General features: G+C 61.7%; 13 protein-coding genes and 1 pseudogene. All 14 read left to right on the top strand.

Annotation, left to right across the window (positions count from 1 at the left end; translation table 11 throughout):
- The first annotated feature begins 1,059 nt into the window (after window positions 1–1,059).
- The 14 genes and pseudogenes from BMYO_RS03135 (at window position 1,060) to BMYO_RS03075 (ending at window position 19,024) form a co-directional block, all read left to right on the top strand.
- Window positions 1,060–3,963 (top strand): choice-of-anchor A family protein, encoded by a 2,904-nt coding sequence (locus tag BMYO_RS03135; RefSeq protein ID WP_158216934.1) that lies wholly within the window; start codon window positions 1,060–1,062, stop codon window positions 3,961–3,963.
- Window positions 3,944–5,230: a prealbumin-like fold domain-containing protein gene (locus BMYO_RS03130; RefSeq protein ID WP_094667123.1), complete on the top strand. Its 1,287-nt coding sequence runs from the start codon at window positions 3,944–3,946 to the stop codon at window positions 5,228–5,230. Before BMYO_RS03135 ends, BMYO_RS03130 begins: the two co-directional genes overlap by 20 nt.
- 132 nt (window positions 5,231–5,362) lie before the next feature.
- The gene (locus BMYO_RS03125) at window positions 5,363–6,991 is read left to right on the top strand and encodes a SpaH/EbpB family LPXTG-anchored major pilin (RefSeq protein WP_094667191.1); all 1,629 of its coding nucleotides are present in this window, start codon (window positions 5,363–5,365) and stop codon (window positions 6,989–6,991) included.
- A 356-nt stretch (window positions 6,992–7,347) separates the two neighbouring features.
- Complete coding sequence (locus tag BMYO_RS03120; RefSeq protein ID WP_158216933.1) at window positions 7,348–8,394, top strand: Cna B-type domain-containing protein; 1,047 nt, start codon at window positions 7,348–7,350, stop codon at window positions 8,392–8,394.
- A gap of 156 nt (window positions 8,395–8,550) precedes the next feature.
- Window positions 8,551–9,453, top strand: coding sequence for a class C sortase (locus BMYO_RS03115; protein WP_233428091.1), 903 nt, complete (start codon window positions 8,551–8,553; stop codon window positions 9,451–9,453).
- A gap of 179 nt (window positions 9,454–9,632) precedes the next feature.
- Window positions 9,633–10,046, top strand: a complete 414-nt coding sequence (locus BMYO_RS03110) for a helix-turn-helix domain-containing protein (protein WP_094667120.1) — start codon at window positions 9,633–9,635, stop codon at window positions 10,044–10,046.
- A gap of 33 nt (window positions 10,047–10,079) precedes the next feature.
- Window positions 10,080–10,622, top strand: a complete 543-nt coding sequence (locus BMYO_RS03105; RefSeq protein ID WP_233428082.1) for a PIN domain-containing protein — start codon at window positions 10,080–10,082, stop codon at window positions 10,620–10,622.
- A gap of 247 nt (window positions 10,623–10,869) precedes the next feature.
- Window positions 10,870–12,255 (top strand): phosphoglucosamine mutase, encoded by a 1,386-nt coding sequence (gene glmM / locus BMYO_RS03100; protein WP_094667118.1) that lies wholly within the window; start codon window positions 10,870–10,872, stop codon window positions 12,253–12,255.
- A gap of 77 nt (window positions 12,256–12,332) precedes the next feature.
- Window positions 12,333–12,986, top strand: coding sequence for a peptide deformylase (locus BMYO_RS03095; protein WP_094667117.1), 654 nt, complete (start codon window positions 12,333–12,335; stop codon window positions 12,984–12,986).
- A gap of 193 nt (window positions 12,987–13,179) precedes the next feature.
- Window positions 13,180–13,311 carry a hypothetical protein gene (locus BMYO_RS12295; RefSeq protein ID WP_263390578.1) on the top strand — a complete coding sequence of 44 codons (132 nt, stop codon included), beginning with the start codon at window positions 13,180–13,182 and terminating at the stop codon, window positions 13,309–13,311.
- 317 nt (window positions 13,312–13,628) lie between these two features.
- On the top strand, window positions 13,629–14,750 hold the full coding sequence (prfB, locus tag BMYO_RS03090; protein ID WP_094667116.1) for a peptide chain release factor 2: 1,122 nt from the start codon (window positions 13,629–13,631) through the stop codon (window positions 14,748–14,750).
- 311 nt (window positions 14,751–15,061) lie between these two features.
- Window positions 15,062–15,980, top strand: a pseudogene (ftsE, locus tag BMYO_RS03085) (cell division ATP-binding protein FtsE); the annotation flags it as partial.
- Window positions 15,981–16,659: 679 nt separating this feature from the next.
- Entirely contained in the window at window positions 16,660–17,583 is a 924-nt protein-coding gene (gene ftsX, locus BMYO_RS03080) for a permease-like cell division protein FtsX (RefSeq protein ID WP_094667115.1), read from the top strand.
- Between the two features lie 100 nt (window positions 17,584–17,683).
- Window positions 17,684–19,024, top strand: a complete 1,341-nt coding sequence (locus BMYO_RS03075; protein WP_094667114.1) for a CHAP domain-containing protein — start codon at window positions 17,684–17,686, stop codon at window positions 19,022–19,024.
- The last annotated feature ends 132 nt before the right edge of the window (window positions 19,025–19,156 follow it).

The raw sequence follows: 19,156 nt of genomic DNA, 5'->3' as shown, positions 1-19,156 counted from the left end.
CGGCTTGTCCTGCAATTGTGTCCCCTCTGACGATGGGCTGGCCGAAGTGAATGCATGGCGGGGTTCTTCGGTCTACGTCTGTCAAGCGCCGTGGTATCACATGATTAGGAGCCGTAGGGGCTTCGATACGACTCCACAGCGGCTCAGGATTGGGACGCAAGTGCAAAATCAGTGATTCTGCGTTTCCGTCCCGCTTGGATTCGGGATGTAAGTGCAATACCGGCAAAATTGCATTTCCGTCCCACTAATGATGACGTCGAATCCTTGGAATTTCGCCATTCCTCAATAGTCCTCAAATAGGCGAGCGGAATGAGAACGGGACGCAAGTGCAAAATCGGCCGAAATGCATTTGCGTCCCGCTCTTCCCTTTAGATATTGGCAAATTACCGGTGCGTCACATCCCTTGACGAATCACCATCGCCGATGAATGCATTCGGCGCAGCTACCATGCAGCTTCTATCCGTCAAATCACGGCGAGTTGGCAGGAGGCCAGACTCGTTGAATATGCGGGACGCGGACCATGTCGTGTCCCAACGCAAGCTGGTAATCCATCTCCTCGATAATTGAGGATTCGGCTTTTGCTCCGGTCAGCTTCACGGCAACCCTTCGCAACGCGGATATCCCCCCGTTTCTTGCCAGTTAGGGCGATTATCTGCGTTACGAGGGGCGGGTGTCTGCGGTGCTGCGGTGCTCCGCAGTGTCGACTGTCCACAATGCGACACGCCTATACCTCGTATGACAACGCTTGCAATAAATGGTGTACAATCAGCGGTATCGAGAGATGAAAGTAAACGGTAAGGAAGCTGGTCAACGTATTTTCAACAGTTTTAGCGGTCATTATTTGCTGTGGTTTATGCAAACGTATTCTGCTAACGTATGCTGACAACGTATGCTTCCCATGCCCGCTTGCTGGTATCTCGCGATGCGGATTGTGCGCGCCCCGTCGCGTGCCCAAGCCGTCGAAGACGACGTAGAACCACAGCTAGGATGGCCGCCCACAAGTCCATCCCCGAGGGAGAGATGATGAGCGTGCGATTGAACATCGGCAACGGGAGGGGGATGTCCGTTGCCAAGACCGTAGCCGCGGTTGCCCTTGCCGGAGCGATGGTCGCCGCCGCGGTGGGTCTGCCTGCCGTATCCCGTAACGCCTACGCCGAAGAGCTGTCTGCGCAAAACAACACGGACGGGGTCGCCGGGCTTTGCACGCCCACCACCGGAACCATGGGTGATTCGAGTGGTGATATCAACGCCACTGATACCGGTGTTGCCACGTACGTCGGCGGCGACATGTTCGTCGGTAAGCGTTCCGGCGACGTCGCCATGCGCAACAACAACGGCGAGTCCGGCGGCGGCCCGCTCGGCTCCTATGCCGCCGAAATCGAAGGTGCCACCGTGGTGAACGGCGACCTGTACACCAAGCTCAAGAAGGGCTTCTTCACCGCCGGCGTAGTGGCGTTCGGCTCCCAGTTCGTGCCGGGTCAGGGAACCCAGGTGCTGACCGTCGGCGGCAATACTAAGACCACGGCCAAGCCTTCGGACAATAGTCATGCGTTCGCGTGGAAGGACCCCGAGGCTCCGGCGCTGTCAAACATGAGCCGTTCCGTGGTGGGTGTCTCGGACAACAACAAGCTCAAGGCCAATGGCACCGCCACCACCGAATACACCGCGTCCATCGCTGGGAACAAGTACAACCTGTATGGCAAGGACAGGGACGACACCTATGCATCGGTCGTCGCATACTCCGGCAAGGATGGCCGCGTGTCCTGGGACGCCAGTAATCCCCTCAGCAACATCAAGGGCCTTGACAACGGTGCCGATGAAACCGGCACTGGCAAAACTGATTTCACGGAGTACGGCACGTATCTTCAGGATTTGTCCAAGCAGATGGCGGCCTACAAAGGCACTGATGCAATGACGGTGAACACCACCGGCACACTCGGCAACATCGACCCGAACGGCGACGCCAACGTCTACACCCGCTACAAGTACAACTGGAACAACGCCAAGGGTGAAGCCTCCTACAAGTTTGAGTTCACCAGCCTCAACGAGAAGCTCATTACCTTCCACGGCGACGGTAAGTCCGCGCTGCAGGTGTTCACCATCAGCGCCGACGATCTGAAGACCGACAATGGCCAGACCGGCATCAGCTACAAATTCGAGAACATCCCCGAAAACACGTCCATCGTCATCAACGTGACCGGCGGGAACGTCGAATTCCACAACGGCTGGCGTTTCCTGTGGCAGGCTCCCAACGAGACCGCCCCCACAGACCTCTCCAACGGCTACTGGAACCCCGGCGCCAAAGGCACCACAGCGCAGATGAAGGCCTACAAAGACTACGCCGAACGCGCCTCCAAGATCCTGTGGAACTTCGCCGACGCCACGAACGTCACCATCCTGGGCGGGCAGGCGTCCGGCAGGATGGACGCGCAGAACGTGAGCGGAACCGGCAAGTGGCAGTACGGCAACCTTGAAACCGACGACGACCCCGCCGCCGCGATGATGGGCTCCATCCTCGTCCCCAACGGAAACTTTGAGTCGCATGTGAGCACCAATGGCCGCGTGTGGGTCGGTGGAGACTTCTCGATGTACAACCCGACCGCTGCGCATCAGAAAGACAATGCCGGCAACAAGTTCGTCAACAACGCCGGCCAGCACTCCGCATCCGTGATCGACATGGACCAGGAGCGCCATAACCTCCCATGGTCCGGCAACTACACGTCCCAGTGCGCGTCGCTGGAATGGTCGAAGGTCGATGCCGCCGCCGACGACACCAAGCTACTCGCCGGCTCCAGCTGGGCTATCTACTCCAGCGAAGGCGATGCGAGGAGCGGCACTAACCCGCTCAAGCTCGTCACCGACAATGAGCCCGCCGTGGACCTCAACGGCACGGCCGGCATCATCAAGGTCGGCGGTCTCAACACCAACGCCACGTACTATGTCAAGGAGATTGGCGCCCCGCAGGACTATGCGCCAAGCGACGTGATCTACATGGTCACATCCGGCGATCAGGGTACCACGGTTACCATTAGCGAGGATGTCAACGGCAACGACGTCACGGACGGCAAAATCCCCAACGAGAAGCGCGGCACCTCCCTCACATGGAAGAAGACCAAGGAGGACGGCACGACCGCGCTCGCCGGTACGTCGTGGAAGCTGACTAAGAAAGTCGAGGCGGGTACCGGCGCGCAGGACCAGTCATGGACGGTCACCGACAATACTGTCGCCGCCAACGCCGTGAACATCTACCGCAAATCGGACGAGACTCAGGCCAACCCGCTCTCCGAGCTCACGATGAACATGAACGAAACCGTACAGCTGACCACCAAGGTCACGCCAACCGGTGCGCTCCAGAAAGTCGTGTGGAGTAGCCCGACGACGAACTACCAGAACATCCTGCGTATCCAGTCGAACAGTGACGGCACATCCATCGCATACGCGGTCGGCGTCGGCACCGTTGAGGCGCAGGCGTGCACGGTGTCCGAGGCGAACGGCAACGGCAACGACGTGCGCCAGACGTGTGCGACGCTCAACGTCACCGTGGCCGCGAACGTTGTGAACGTGCCCGATTTTGATGTGAAAGCTAACGGTTCATCCATCACCAATGGCAGTACGTTGACGATGAAGCCGAAGGCAACCATCCAGCTCAACGTCACCGCCAAGGATGCCGAAGGCAATGCTGTCGCGCCGACGTATGAGTCCTATGCCACCAATGTCGCCACAGCGAGTGAGACGGGTCTGATCACGGCCGTTGCGGACGGTAAAGCCACCATCGTGGTCAGGGCCGGCAACCAGACGCGCGTGTTCGCAGTGAAGGTCTCGTCCGTCGATCCGGTGCAGTACACGTACGTATACTTCCCGGCGAGTGGCGAAGGCGCGTGGGGTTCCGACACCGTTTGGGTCCATTACGGTACCGGGGAGCAGCTGGCGGGATTCCGCACATATGGCCGTTGCCGGCTGTGACGGCAACTGGAGGGTGGTCGCGATTCCGCGTGTGACCAGGGGCGACGTGCAGTTCGGCTTCCAGCGCAGTGGCTATGCGAAGGCATGGTATGGCAAGTCCGGTGGCGGCAACTTCACGTTCCCGGCGAACGCCGAAGCCGTGACGGTATCCAGTGGCACCATGACGGCTGGATATCCGGCCAACTCGTCGTGCTCGGCGGTCAAGCCGACCTCGTTGGAAGACGACGCCGCTTCTGCAGCGCAAGTTCTTCGTCCGATATATGCGAACGATGGCATTACTGTGCTGACTAACGATGTAGAAAGCTTTAATGACGGCGATTCCCATATTGCGAACGATGGCACTTCTGATGTCGATAGTGATGGACAGGACGATGATGCGACTGTAGGAATCGGAGCCTCCCCAACGGCGACTGATACGCCTGCGCTGGATGACGTCGATTCCGACGCCGGCGAGTTCAAGGTCATCGATTTGGATGACGGCACCTACTGGCTGACCGAGAAGGACGCGCCTGACGGGTACACGGTGAACAAGAACGTCTACAAGATCACCATTGCGGATGGCAAGGTGACGTGGAACGGATACTGGGAGTCGTCTGACGATGTGGGTGACGATGCCAAGCTGAAGTCGTTCACGAACGGTTCCGCAGGGGTGATTGTCGATACGCCGACCGAAATCACTTGGTACAAGGTGAGTTCGGAGGATGAGAATCCGAACCCGTCAACATACCTCAAGGGCGCGCAGTGGAAGCTGACATTGAAAGCTTCCAATACAACGGATGAAACCGTGTATTGCGTGGTGGACGGCAACGGCGACGGCAAGTCGGACGCGAACGGCGATCCGATTTGCCCGAGGGCCGGCGGGACGGCGGCGGCCATCACCCGACTGACCGACGTGAGCGACACCGGACAGGACGGAACCGTGCGGAACGAGGCGGACGGCGTCATCAAGCTCACCGGGCTCGCATTCGGCACCTACGAGCTCGTGGAGACCGTGGCCCCGGACGGATACGACCTCTCGCCGACCACATACACGTTCGTCATCGACGAGAACTCCCGAATCGGAGACAAGGTGACGATCGCCATGCCCGCATCGACCGGCGACCCGAACGCCACGGAACACGTCGACGGCAACCGGATTGTCAACAAGCCGGGAGCGACGTTGCCGGACGCCGGCGGCATCGGCTCAACTGTGTTTGTAATCGGCGGCACCGCGCTGGTGATCATCGCTGCAACCGGACTCGCACGAGTAAGGAGGCGTCGCCCATGAGCATTCCCCAACCGAGGGGAGGGGACCCCTAGCGCAACAACCCGAGTCAGGCCGACTGCGGCCAATCCAACTGAACATGTAATCCAACCAACACAACCCAATTTGTAGAGAAAGAACTCTGAAAGGAATTCAATGATGAAGAAGTTAGCAAAGGCCCTCCTCGGCCTCATCGCCGCCGTGGCGATGCTATTCACCGGCCTGGCCCTTCCCTCCTCGGCCGTGGCTGTGGAGACCGGCAATATAACCATTACTGGTGTTAACGCGGGAGATACGTTCTCGGCATGGCGCATGCTGAATGCGACCACTTCGAATGATGGCAAGAACGTGTCCTATACCGAGGCTAGCTCAGCAAAAACAGCGATTCTGAAGAACGCTTATAACGCTGTTGAAACGGATAATGCGAAAAAGTTGGATGACCAAGCGACGGTATCGGATGTGGTTGCCGCACTTGCGACTATCACGTCAAATTCTGAGACAATGGTTAAGTTCGCTCAGGAGGTCAAGGCTGGCATTGCAGCCGCGAATCCGGCGATTGATGCTGACTCGACTACTACTGCGGACGATGCTACTGCCGTATTCAGCAATGTTCCTGCTGGTTACTACATCATCGAACAAACTAACAAGGTCGAAGGTGAGGATAAGGCCGCTTCCGCTCTGATTGTGGACACTGCTGGTTCTTCCAATGTGACTGTTGCCGCGAAGTCCGATGTGCCGACCCATCAGAAGAAGGTGCAGGAGAAGAACGACACCGATGGCAACACGTCCGAGTGGCAGGATGGCGCCGATTACGACATCGGTGACATGGTGCCGTTCCAGATCACGGGCACGCTTCCGAACGACAACGATTTTGCTACCAAGTTCGCTGCCTACAAAACGTACAAGTTCGTGTTCCACGATAAGGCTTCCGATGGTCTGACCTTTGACAAAGATAAAGCTGATTTGGTTGTCAAGGTCGGAAACCAGACGGTTGCGTCTGAAAAGTACACGGTCGTGACTTCTCCTGCGGATGGTGATACGTTCGACGTGACGCTGTCTGACATCAAGTCGCTGACTGATACCGATGGACAGCCGATTACGGTCGGCCCGGGCACCTCCATCGTGGTCGAGTACAAGATGCAGCTGAATGAGAATGCGGTCATCGGCGGTAATGGTAACCCGAACGTGTCTCACCTCGAGTACTCCAACAACCCCAATACCGGTCATGAGGGCGATACGGGCAAGACTCCCGAAGATAAGGTCGTTGTGTGGACCTACAACATCGTCGCCAACAAGACCGACGGCACGAGCCCGCTGGAAGGTGCAGGATTCACCCTGTACAAGAAGGTTAACGGTTACGCCAAGGATGACGGTGCTGGCGAGGGCTGGCAGAAGGTGAAGGAAATCGCTCCGACGGATACCGACAAGCCGACTAAGTTCGAGTTCAAGGGCCAGGATGCCGGCGACTACAAGCTGATTGAGACCACGGTGCCGGACGGCTACAACAAGGCCGCGGACATCGAGTTCACCATCACTGCCACTTATGACACGAATTCCGATGATCCGAAACTGACCGATTTGAAGGTGACCGTAACGAGTGGAAGCGCAACATTCACTCCGAATACGGGCAATGGCGTCGTCTCCACGGACGTCGTCAACAAGTCCGGCTCCGAGCTGCCTGAGACCGGTGGCATCGGTACCACGATCCTGTACGTGGCAGGCGCCGCGTGCGTGATCGCTGCCGGCGTATGGTTTGGCCTGCGTCGTCGCGGCTCGACCCGCTGATTGCAATTGACGAGATAGCGCTGCCTCGTTTCTATTGAGAGGCTGGGCAGCGCTTTTCTTTGCTGTTTCCCTTGTATGTTGGTTGAAGAGGAATGTTGACATATGCAACTGATGCATATTTATATTCGGCGTACATGTAGCAACTATGAGGCATACTACGGTGATCTCACCGGCGCCGCCGCATAGAATCAATAACGATTGCAGTGGGTGCAGCTGTCTGCCGGGGCGACGATAGTGGTTTCAGCCGGAACGGTAAGTCAACGAAGAGATTGAAGCAAGGAACAATGATGATTCACGCAACTCATGGCCGAAATCAAGGCCGGGACGCGGCGGTGCTCGATGTGCGGGAGCACCCCATGCGCAGTATCTTTGCGGCGGTCTGCTCGCTGGTGCTTGCCTTCGCGATGTGCCTGATGGGCCTCACTCCGATACCCGCCGTCGCCGACGATGCGTCCGCCATCGCCGCTGAAAACGGCTCCATCACCGTCAATTACGTGGACGGCGATACGCCGATCGCCGGCGCGACGGTCAACCTGTACCACGTGGCCGACTGGGCCCCGAACTCCGACCGGAATACGTTTACGCCGGTCAGCCCGTTTGCAGACAGCGGCAAGTACCCGCTTGACTGGTTGCTGCTGAACAGCGGCGGTTCCGGCGACTATCAGCAGTTCGCCACCACGTTGGTCGGTCTCATCGAAAAGAACAAGCCGACGGCCACCAAAACTGCGACCACCGATGCCACCGGCGCCGCCCGATTCTCCGACCTTCCCAAGGGCCTTTATCTGGTCCTCATCGACGCCTACAACGACGGCACCATCTCCTGCGGTCCGTCGTACGTGCTGGTCGCATTGCCGTCCAAGTCGGCGGACAACGCAAACGCCATGACCATGGACGTCACCCTCGAGCCGAAAAACGACTGCGAGACCACGCCTCCCACTCCGCCCAGCGAAACGGTCAAGAAGAAGGTGGTTAAGGTCTGGAAGGGCGATTCCGCCGCGAACCGTCCGGGCAAGATCGTCGTGCAGCTGCTCAAGGACGGCACGGTGATCGACGAGGTGGAGCTGAACGCTTCCAACAACTGGACCCACGAGTGGACCGACTTGCCGGCCGGCCATGACTATCAGGTGGTCGAGAAGACCGTGCCGGACGGCTACACCGTGCTGATGGACCGCGAGAACGACGTCATCACCATCACCAACACCTATACGCCGCCGGAGACCCCGCCGACGACGCCTCCGGACGACCACACGCCGCCGTCCACCCCGCCCACGACCCCGCCGAGCAATAACGTCCCGCCGATCGGCGAGACCGGCTCCAACGTGGTCATCGCCGCGATCGGCGCCGGCGTACTCGGCGGACTGGGCCTCATCCTCCTCATGCATCGCAGGCGCAAGGCGAAGTAGCGGCTCGCGGGAGTTCTGTCACGCCCCTTAGCCGAAACGTCCCTCAGTCAGCTTCGCCACCGGCCCACCCCGACCCCGACCTGAGAGAAGCCGAAATCGATGACCCCCTCGGTCAAGAGGGGGTCGATTCATATGAACTATATGGAAGGAACCGTCATGGCCGCTCATCGTCGAACGGGCAAACGCACGGACGTCGTCTCCCGCATCATTTCCGCGTTCTTCGCGGTGGTGCTCGTCGCGGGCTTGGCGTTGCTGGCGTACCCCACGGTGGCGGACTGGTGGAACCGCATGCACCAGTCGCGCGCGGTGGCCACGTATATCGAGGAGACCGAGGATCTTTCCAAGGCCCAGCGCGAGAAGATGCTGGCCGAGGCGCGCGCGTACAACGCCACGTTGCCCTCGCAGACGGACCGCTGGCGCCCCACCGAGGAACAGCGTAAGCAGTATGAATCGGTGCTGGACGTTTCCGGCACCGGCATCATGGGGTACGTCACCATCCCGAAGCTCAAGGCGCGGTTCCCCATCTACCACGGCACCGATCAGGGCGTGCTGCAGATCGCCATCGGTCATCTGGAGGGCTCCTCGCTGCCGGTGGGTGGCGAAACCACGCACGCCGCCGTCTCCGGTCACACCGGACTGCCGAGCGCCAAGCTGCTCACCGGGCTCGACACCCTCGAAAAGGGCGACACATTCGCGTTCCATGTGCTGGGGGAGACCTACACCTACCAAGTGGACAAGATCAGCGTGGTGCTGCCGAACAATCTCAAGAACCTCGACATCGAGGATGGCAAGGACCTCGCCACGGTGATCACCTGCACGCCGTACGGCGTCAATACGCATCGTCTGCTCGTGCGCGGCCACCGCGTCCCCAATCCCGTCGAACCGGACGCCACCGACTACGACAGTCCCGTGCGCATGATGACCCTCACCATCGCCGCCGTCGTGGCGGGCGTACTGGTGGCCGGCTCGCTGATCGTGCGCTGGCGGTACATGTGCCGCCATCGCCCGTCCGGCTTCCATGTCGGCGACGACAGAACGGCGCAGTCACGGCATAAGTAGTGTGTCGTCTGAAACCTGATTTACGACGAACTTCGATGTTTGCGTGGAGAGACTTAAACCTAGGAAGCTACTTGGGGGCGCCTAGGAACCCGGGCAGAGGCTGGCTTTCTTATGGTCATTCCGGCTTTTTGTCAGTTTTGTCAGGAATTGATAGGATGGTGTCAACGTAAGGAGGAATCATGACTGCCGTACTCGAGATGCCCCGGGCTCAGGGGACGACGATTCCGCGTGGCGACAGGGCGCTGGTCGATGCCGATGGCGATGTGGTGGAGCTGAGCGTCGAGGCGTACGAGGCTGCGTTGAACGCCGCGCTCGGTGTGATGGGCCGTCGTCGTATGGTCACGACCGGCGAGGCTGCGAGGTTGCTGAATTGCTCGGCTCGTACGGTGGCCCGCATCCTTGATTCTGGCCGTCTCCCGTTCACTCGGAACGGGGCCACCGGTCGTCGCATGGTGGACGTGACCGACGTGATGGACTATCAGCGGCATGAGCGTGAGCGGATGGAACAATCCTTGTCGTCGATGCGCCGCGCGGCCGCGGAGATGGGCCTGTATGACGAGGACGACGCTGCCTACGTCGCCGATTTCGACTGACGGACGGGGTGCGCATTGACGAAACCCGTCGTATTGCTTGATGCCAACATCTTTCCGGCGGTCTGGCTGCTTGACGTCATGCTCACGTTGGATGAGCGGCAGGTGATCGATGCCGTGTGGTCCGAGCGCATACTGGAGGAGGCGCGCCGTGCGCTAATCGAACGTCGTGGGCGTACGCCGGAGCAGGCGGATCGTTTGCTGTCGTTCATTACGCCGATGAATCCCACCCATTGCGTCTTTGGCTGGAGCCGGCTTGAATCGACGCTTGAACTGCCGGACCCAGATGACCGGCATGTGCTTGCCGCAGCTCTGGTGGCCGATGCCGATTACATCGTTACATACAATCTCAAGGATTTCCCTGATGCGGGCCTTGAACGATACGCGGTGGAGGCCATTCATCCCGATGAGTTCCTGAACATGATGCTGGGGCGTGATCAGGAGGGCGTTGTGAACGTGATGCGTGCCGTCGTCGCCAGCAAGGATAATCCGCCGCGGACCATGAGCGAGGAACTGGAACATCTGCGCAAGCTGCGTCTCAACGGATTCGCCGACAGTATGGAGCGGGTGATTCGATAAGTCGACTGCGCCGCCATCGCCCGTCCGGCTTCCACGTCGGTGACGATGCGGCAGTTCGTTCGCGTCGCGCGGGTCGCGCGGACTGACCGTTCGCGATGCTGGCGACGAGCCCCGCGCCACATAATAAGAAGATACTGGGGAGAAGCCGGACGCGCCACGAACTCACGCACGGCAGGGCCCGCGGAGTCGACTAGGATGAATCGGGTAACTGAGCTGTACGGCGAGCTATAAGGAATGGGACTTCACTATGCCGAAGATGTTTGGAACCGATGGTGTGCGTGGCCTGGCCAACAAGGATTTGACCGCCCGGCTGGCGCTTGATTTGGGCGATGCGGCGGTGCGCGTGCTCGGCGACGCCGGCACCAAGGACAACCAGCCCGAGGGTCGCCGCCGCGCGCTGGTCGGCCGTGACACCCGTGTTTCCGGCGATTTTCTCGCCTCCGCCCTTTCCGCGGGCATGTCCGCCGGCGGCTTCGACGTGATCGACGCCGGTATCATTCCAACCCCCGGCATCGCCTACCTGACCAGCGTGCTCAACGTCGAGATGGGCGCCGTGATCTCCGCCTCCCACAACCCCATGCCCGACAACGGCATCAAGTTCTTCGCCCGCGGCGGCTTCAAGCTGCCCGACGAGAAGGAGGACGAGATCGAGGCGGTGCTCGGTGAGGATTGGGAGCGCCCGACCGGCGCTGGCGTTGGCCGCGTGAGCCACGACCAGAACACCGCCACCAACCTGTACATCGACCATCTGGTCTCCACCATCGCCCCGCTCGGCGACGACCAGACCCAGCCCAAGCCGCTCAAGGGCCTCAAGATCGTGGCCGACTGCGCCAACGGCGCCACCTCCGTGGTGGCCCCCGAAGCCCTGCGCCGCGCCGGTGCCGACGTGATCGTCATCAACGCCTCGCCGGATGGCTACAACATCAACAAGAACGCCGGCTCCACCCACCCCGAGCAGCTGCAGGCCATGGTCAAGGCCACGGACGCGGTCATGGGCGTGGCCTTCGACGGCGACGCCGATCGCTGCCTCGCTGTGGACGAGGACGGCAACATGGTCAACGGCGATCAGATCATGGGCATTCTGGCCCGCGCCAAGCAGCGCGAGGGCAAGCTCAAGCACGATACGCTCGTGGTCACCGTGATGAGCAACCTCGGCCTGAAACTCGCCCTGAAGGACATGGGCATCAAAACCGTGGAAACCGCTGTGGGCGACCGTTACGTGCTCGAGGAGATGCTCAAGGGCGATTATTCGCTGGGCGGCGAACAGTCCGGCCATGTGATCAACCGCGAGTTCGCCACCACCGGTGACGGCACTCTGACCGCGCTCGTGCTGTGCAACGAGGTGGTCAAGTCCGGCAAGAGCCTCAAGGAACTCGCCGCCGACTTCCCGCAGCTGCCGCAGACGCTGATCAACGTGCCGCACGTCGACAAGAAGGCCGCCAACACCAACGCCCGCATCCAGGCCGCCGTGGCGCACGAGGAGGAGTTGCTGGGCGATTCCGGCCGCGTGCTGCTGCGTCCCTCCGGCACCGAGCCGCTGGTCCGCGTGATGGTCGAGGCCGCCACCCAGGCCTACGCCGACGAGGTATGCACGCGCCTCGCCAAGGTCGTGGCCGAGGAACTCGCGCTGTAGCGGCAGCGGGCGCACAGGACGCGCAGAACACGTAGGATACGTAGGACACCGAACCTTCAAGGCACCCAAGGAACCATATGTTTGGCAAGAACACCAAAGTAGACCTCGAACTCAACCGCATCGTGGAGCAGCTCATCAAGACCGGCGGCAAGGAGAAGATCCTGCCCATCGTGCAGGCCGGCGAACCGGTGCTCCGTCAGCAGACCATCGCCTATACCGGCCAGCTCTCCAAGCACACGCTCCTCAAGCTCATCGACACCATGCACACCACGATGCTCGAGGCGCCGGGCGTGGGACTTGCCGCGACCCAGATCGGTCTGGGGCTGGCGCTCGCGGTCGTGGAGGACCATGTGCGTGACGACGAGGACGATCCGCGCGAAATCGCCGAATTCCCGTTCCATGTGATCATCAACCCCAGCTACACCCCGGCCAGCGACAAAACCGCCAGCTTCTTCGAGGGATGCCTGAGCTTCGACGGCTATCAGGCAGTGCGCAAGCGCTGGCTGGACATCACCGCCGAATGGGATGACGAGGACGGCAAGCGCCACAAGGAGCAGCTGCACGGCTGGCCGGCGCGCATCTTCCAGCACGAGACCGACCACCTGAGCGGCGAGCTGTACATCGACCGCGCCGAAATCCGCTCGCTCACCACCACCGAAAACCTCGAAGACTACTGGTGCAACGACCCGGTCCCCACCGAGGCCGCCGAAGAACTAGGCTTCGCACTCTGACCGCAGTGCTCGCCTCTTGGTTCCCTCCCCGAGGGGCCAAGAGGCACGCTGCTTTTCTATCCTTGGCTCCCCTCTCCGAGGGGAGCCGGTCGCGCAGTGGCCTGAGGGGAGTGAATCGGCCCTGTATGCTCAGCGTGATAACGCGGTTTCCCCACGGATTTCCGTCTCAGCCGCACGCTACACTACTGACCCCGTGAGTGAATATCAGGACAGCCGTCAGCAGCGTGAGAGCCGCCGCCGCACCGTGGTGCGCGTGGTGTGCATCATCATTGCTGTGGCCATGCTTGGCTCCCTGGTGATTCCCGCCATCTATGCGGGACTTTGACGCTGCCTGCACACACCGTGCCCACGGTTGAGCACGTCTGATGCCGCAGACCAATCCCGTCCGTTTCCAGCCAATCGGCGCAATCGGAAGTGGCGGTCCGAAATCGGCGGACATCCAGACCGTGGGACGGCTACCGGCAATCGCGTCGGAGCGGTGGGCGGATGCGGCAATCCGCCCGGGCCGTACCGGTCCAAGGAACCGGACGGCGAACAAGCGAGGCGCGGAATCCCCGGCGGGCCAACGGAATGTGTGCAGGCCGTCAACAACGACGTGGCATCCACAGGTATTTCCAAGAACGAACAGTAAGGTAAAGAACGATGGCAGAATTCGACTATTCCCAGGCGATCGGCGAAGCCCGCGCCAAATACGATTCCATCGCCAAGGCGTTGGACGTGGACCGACTCAAGTCCGAAATCAAGGATCTGGAAGCCCAGGCGGCCGCCCCTGGCCTGTGGGACGACCCGGACAACGCTCAGAAGGTTACGAGCAAGCTTTCCGCAGCCGAATCCCAGCTCAAGCGTCTCGAATCGGCCTCCCAGCGCATCGACGACGTGGAGACGCTTGTGGAGCTCGGCCGTGAGGAGGACGACCAGGAATCCCTGGAAGAGGCCAAGACCGAGATCGGCTCGATTCAGAAGGACCTCGAATCCATGGAGATCCAGACCCTGCTCGACGGTGAATACGACGAGCGTTCCGCAGTGGTGACCATCCGCTCCGGCGCCGGCGGCGTGGACGCGGCCGACTTCGCGCAGATGCTGCTGCGCATGTACCTGCGCTACTGCGAGCGCAACGGCTTCAAGGCCAAGGTCATGGACACCTCCTATGCCGAGGAGGCGGGCATCAAGTCCGCCACCTTCCAGGTGGACGCGCCCTACGCCTATGGTCGACTGTCGGTGGAAGGCGGCACCCACCGTCTGGTGCGCATCTCCCCGTTCGACAACCAGGGCCGCCGCCAGACCAGCTTCGCCGCCGTCGAGGTGGTGCCGCTGGTCGAGGCCACCGATCACATCGACATTCCGGACACCGACATCCGCGTGGACACCTACTGCTCCTCCGGCCCCGGCGGTCAGGGCGTGAACACCACGTACTCGGCCGTGCGCATCACCCACTTGCCCACCGGCATCGTGGTGACCATGCAGGATGAGCGTTCCCAGATTCAGAACCGCGCCTCCGCCATGGCCGTGCTCCAGTCCCGACTGCTCGTGCTGCGCCACGAGGAGGAGGCCAAGAAGAAGAAGGAGCTCGCCGGCGACATCAAGGCCAGCTGGGGTGACCAGATGCGCTCCTACGTGCTCCACCCGTATCAGATGGTCAAGGATCTGCGCACCGGCTACGAGACCAGCCAGACCCAGGCCGTGTTCGACGGCGACATCAACGGCTTCATTGAGGCCGGCATCCGCTGGCGTCACGAGCAGCGCCGCGAAGCCACAGAAGAGTAGTCCCCAAGCCCCCAACCCTTAGGCTTCTCTCTCTGAGGGGAGCTGGCCGTGCGGCGGCCTGAGGGGAGCCCAACGCGAATCTCCCAACTCCAAGGCTCCCCTCCCTGAGGGGAGCTGTCTGCGAAGCGGACTGAGGGGAGCCGGCTGCGACAGACTAATAAGGACCAGCTCCAAAGCGACTAGGGGAGGGAAGCCCGCCCCAGCGCGACCGGCTGAAGGGGAATTCCGACAGCCGCCCGAACATACGGCGAACATACGGTCGCAATCACAAACCTCAACACTGCACCAGCACTGCACCAAAGGAAACGGATATGGCACTGATCTCACTGGAGGATGTATCCAAGATCTATCCCAGGGGCACCCGTCCCGCGCTCGACGGCATCAACCTCGACATCGAGCGCGGTGACTTCGTGTTTCTGGTGGGTGCCTCCGGGTCAGGCAAGACCACGTTGCTGAGCCTGCTCCTGCGCGAGGAGGAGGCCACCAGCGGCGAGATCCGCGTGGCGGGCAACGATCTGCGCCGCATCCCGAACCGTCAGGTGCCGCATTACCGCCGTACGTTGGGCTTCGTGTTCCAGGACTACAAACTGCTCAACAACAAAACCGTATGGGAGAACGTGGCGTTCGCCCTTGAGGTGATCGGCACACGCCGCTCCACCATCAAGTCGCTGGTGCCTAAGGTGCTCGATACGGTGGGACTCACCGGCAAGGAGCGGAACTACCCGCACGAGCTGTCCGGCGGCGAGCAGCAGCGCGTGGCCATCGCCCGCGCCTATGTGAACCATCCGCAGATTCTGCTGGCCGACGAACCCACCGGAAACCTCGACCCCACCACGTCGCTGGGCATCATGGAGGTGCTGGACGCGATCAACCGCACCGGCACCACCATCGTCATGGCGACGCATAACGAGGAGATCGTCAACTCGATGCGTAAGCGCGTGGTCGAGCTGCACAATGGCAAGATCGTGCGCGACGAGGCCAACGGTTCCTATGATTCCGCCCTGTACTTCCCGGACGCCGAGGTCGAGGCTCGTTCCGAACAGGCCTCCCATATCCTGCCCGCCTCGTTCGAGTCGGACAAGTCGCTGGCCCAGGAGGAAGGTCCGTCCGCCGGCATCGCCCGTCTCGCCAATTCCGTGCACTCCGGTCGCACCGGCCGTTACGGCGAGACCTTCGCTCCGCTGGAGGACACGCTGACGTGGGGCAAGGGACTGCCGCTTGATCAGCAGTCCGGTCACACGGATGGTCAGTCGGACGATCACGCGTCCGGTCAGACTGACGGCAAGACGGCTTCTGCGCCGGCCCCCGCATCGGGCAACCGGACCGGCGAACCGACCGATTCCGCCGATCATGCCGGTCGCGGCGGTTCCTCTACCGGGAATGACGCCGACCGTCCGTCTTCCGCGCATCAGTCCGTCGCCGAGAACGACGCCGATTCGCTCGAAGAGACGCAGACCTTCGATCCGGTCGCCGTGGCCTCCGGCGATGATGCTGCCGATGATTCCGCGACGGAAATCCATGATTCCGGCCGGTCGAACGGCTCCGGCGACGCTCGTCCTGCACGCGGCTGGGCGGCCGCGCTGGCGAAGTCCCGTGATGCCGGGGCGGATGACCAATCAGCCCGGACGGACGAGCATGGCACGGACTCCGGCACCTCCGACTCCGACAAAGCTGCCGATGACAGCACACCGCTGGCCCCGCCGGCTCCGCCCGCGCCTCCGGCCCCGCCCGCAGCGGGGCAGCGTCGCGTCGGCCGGCACGCACATCGCGGCCAGTCCCCATCCCGCTCCTCGTCCGCCGAGGCCGATGCCAAGCTCGATGCCGGGGCCGACGCTTCGGTGACCGCCACGGATGACCGGCATGACCGGCATGATCAGCAAGAACCCAAGCATGATACGGAGGTCAAGTGATGCGCGCGCGATTCATTCTGTCCGAAACCTGGACCAACCTGCGTCGCAACCTGTCCATGCTGCTGTCGCTGATGCTGGTCACCTTCATCTCCTTCCTGTTCATCGGCGCCTCCGTGCTGACCCAGGCACAGATCACCAAGGCCAAGGGCGATTGGTACGACAAGGTGGAGGTGGTGGTCTGGCTGTGCCCTGACGGCACCAGCCAATCGGCCAACTGCGCCTCCGGCAAGTCGCCGACGGCCAGCGAGATCACCGCCCTGCAGAAAACCATCCGCGACGAGCTCAACGACACCGTCTCCAAGATTACGTACGTGAGCAAGCAGGACTTCTACGACAACACCTTCACCAAGCAATACCCGAACGGTGAGTTCCAAGGCCGCACCCTGACGGCCGATGACATGCAGGATTCGCTGTGGCTCAAGCTCAAGGACCCCACCAAATACCAGGTGGTGGCCGAAGTGCTCTCCGGCAAGGAGGGCGTCGAGGACGTGACCGACCAGCGGCAGATCTTCGAACCGGTGTTCGCCGTGCTCAACCGGGCCACCGCGGTCACGGCCGTGCTTGCCGGCGTGATGGTGCTGGTGGCCATCCTGCTGACCGGCACCACGATTCGCATGTCCGCCGCGTCCAGACGCACCGAGACCGAGATCATGCGGTATGTGGGCGCCTCGAACTGGACGATTCGTCTGCCGTTCATCCTTGAAGGCGCGATCGCCTCGCTGCTCGGTTCGGTGCTGTCCTGCCTGATGCTGTCGGTGATCGTGCGCGTATTCATCACCGGTTGGCTGGCGAAGTCGGTCACATGGATTCCGTATGTGAACCAGATGACCGTGCTCATGATCTCACCCGGACTGGTTCTGGGCGCGATACTGCTTTCGGTCATCGCCTCGACCATCTCCCTGAGGCGTTACCTCAGGGCGTAATTGGATATACGTCACATCCGTGCCACACCCTGCGAGCATGTTTATCCAGACTGACGTGTTACGGTGGGGGATTAACTGCGACGAAAGGAACATATTGCCCATGACGAAGGCGCATGTGATCAAGCCCGCATTGGCAACGCTCGTGGCCGTCGCCGCCTGCGTGACCGGTTTGGCGTTTGCCCCGGCCCAGTCCGCCCAGGCGGACACCTATTCCGATCTGGTCAACGCGCAGAACCAGCACGCCGCATCGGTGCAGCGCGAGGCCGAGCTCAAGCAGCAGCTGGCCGGCGTCAATCAGGAACTGGCCGATAAGATCCTCGAGCTGGACGACCTGACCAACAACAAGATCGTCGCCGCCCAAGCCAAGGTGACCGCGGCCAATGAAGCCGCCGCAGCCGCGCAGGACGAGGCCGATGCCGCAGCCGAACGTCTCAAGGCGGCCCAGAAGGACAAGGACACCCTCGAGCAGCAGATCGAGCAGACCGGCAAGGACTATGACGACGCGCACGCCGCCGTGGCACAGCTGGCCCGTCAGGAGATGCACGGTTCGGACGCCTCCGATGTGATGAGCGTGGTCACCGGTGCCACCAGCACGCAGGATTTCGTCAATTCGATGCAGTCGCGTGACGCGCTGTCCCGCAATGAGGCCAACGCGGCCTCGTCGGCGGCCACCACGCTGAACACGTCGATGAACCGCAGCGAGCGCCTCGCCGCCATCGAGAAGCAGATTTCCGCGCTGAAGACCGCCGCCGATGAGAAGGCCGCCTCCGCGCAGACCGCCGCCGAGGACGCGCAGGCCAAGCGTGACGCGCTCGACAAGTTGCGTCAGGAGGGCGAGGCCAAGCGCAACGAGCTGGCCGCGCAGGTCGAAAGTCTTGATTCCGAATCCGCCAAGCAGGCCGCGCAGACCGTGCTCATCGCCTCGCAGGTGGACGCCTACAACCGCCAGTACCAGAAGGAACAGGCCGACGCCGCCAACAAGGTGGACCCGGGCATCCAGGGCTCCACGAGCGTGCCGTCCAACCCCACGCCGGCGCCTTCGACCCCGTCGTCGCCGTCCGGCGGCTCCAGCGGTGGCCAGGGCACGTCCAACGGTGATTACGGCAACGCCTACGTGGCCGGCCAGTGCACATGGTGGGCGTACGATCGCCGCAAGCAGATGGGCATCAGCACGCCGTCCTACTTGGGCAACGGCGGTGACTGGTGGCGTACCGCCCCCTCCTACGGCCTGCGCGTGGACCACAACCCCGAGGTCGGCGCGGCCCTGTCCTTCATGCCCGGCCAGGATGGCGCCGACGGCACCTACGGCCATGTGGCCGTGGTCGAGGCCGTCTACGGCGACGGCACGTTCATGATCTCCGAGATGAACGCCCTCGCCGGCCCGTTCAACACCAACACCCGAGTCCTCACCAACACCGGCGCGTACTGGTTCGTGCACTGATTGATTCGCTGAAGTGACTTCCCTCCTTCCTTTTCGAGGGGGAGTTGCATGGGTACGGACGGCTCTATGGCTCAGTAGTTTGGCTCTCCTTTCGCTGGAAGGGGAGCCAAATTCGTATCTGTGATATTCTGT

The sequence above is a fragment of the Bifidobacterium myosotis genome, from assembly GCF_002259745.1.
Taxonomy (GTDB): domain Bacteria; phylum Actinomycetota; class Actinomycetes; order Actinomycetales; family Bifidobacteriaceae; genus Bifidobacterium; species Bifidobacterium myosotis.
Note: the sequence above shows the minus strand (reverse complement) of the source record. Positions and strands in the feature narration are given on the sequence as shown.

Bases quoted from the DNA above. Each gene is read 5' to 3' on its own strand.
- BMYO_RS03115 (WP_233428091.1), top strand. From the start codon at position 8,551: ATGGCCGCTCATCGTCGAACGGGCAAACGCACGGACGTCGTCTCCCGC.
- ftsX (WP_094667115.1), top strand. From the start codon at position 16,660: ATGCGCGCGCGATTCATTCTGTCCGAAACCTGGACCAACCTGCGTCGC.
- BMYO_RS03120 (WP_158216933.1), top strand. From the start codon at position 7,348: ATGCGCAGTATCTTTGCGGCGGTCTGCTCGCTGGTGCTTGCCTTCGCG.
- prfB (WP_094667116.1), top strand. From the start codon at position 13,629: ATGGCAGAATTCGACTATTCCCAGGCGATCGGCGAAGCCCGCGCCAAA.
- glmM (WP_094667118.1), top strand. From the start codon at position 10,870: ATGCCGAAGATGTTTGGAACCGATGGTGTGCGTGGCCTGGCCAACAAG.
- BMYO_RS03075 (WP_094667114.1), top strand. From the start codon at position 17,684: ATGACGAAGGCGCATGTGATCAAGCCCGCATTGGCAACGCTCGTGGCC.
- BMYO_RS03130 (WP_094667123.1), top strand. From the start codon at position 3,944: ATGGCCGTTGCCGGCTGTGACGGCAACTGGAGGGTGGTCGCGATTCCG.
- BMYO_RS03125 (WP_094667191.1), top strand. From the start codon at position 5,363: ATGATGAAGAAGTTAGCAAAGGCCCTCCTCGGCCTCATCGCCGCCGTG.
- BMYO_RS03135 (WP_158216934.1), top strand. From the start codon at position 1,060: ATGTCCGTTGCCAAGACCGTAGCCGCGGTTGCCCTTGCCGGAGCGATG.
- BMYO_RS03110 (WP_094667120.1), top strand. From the start codon at position 9,633: ATGACTGCCGTACTCGAGATGCCCCGGGCTCAGGGGACGACGATTCCG.
- BMYO_RS03095 (WP_094667117.1), top strand. From the start codon at position 12,333: ATGTTTGGCAAGAACACCAAAGTAGACCTCGAACTCAACCGCATCGTG.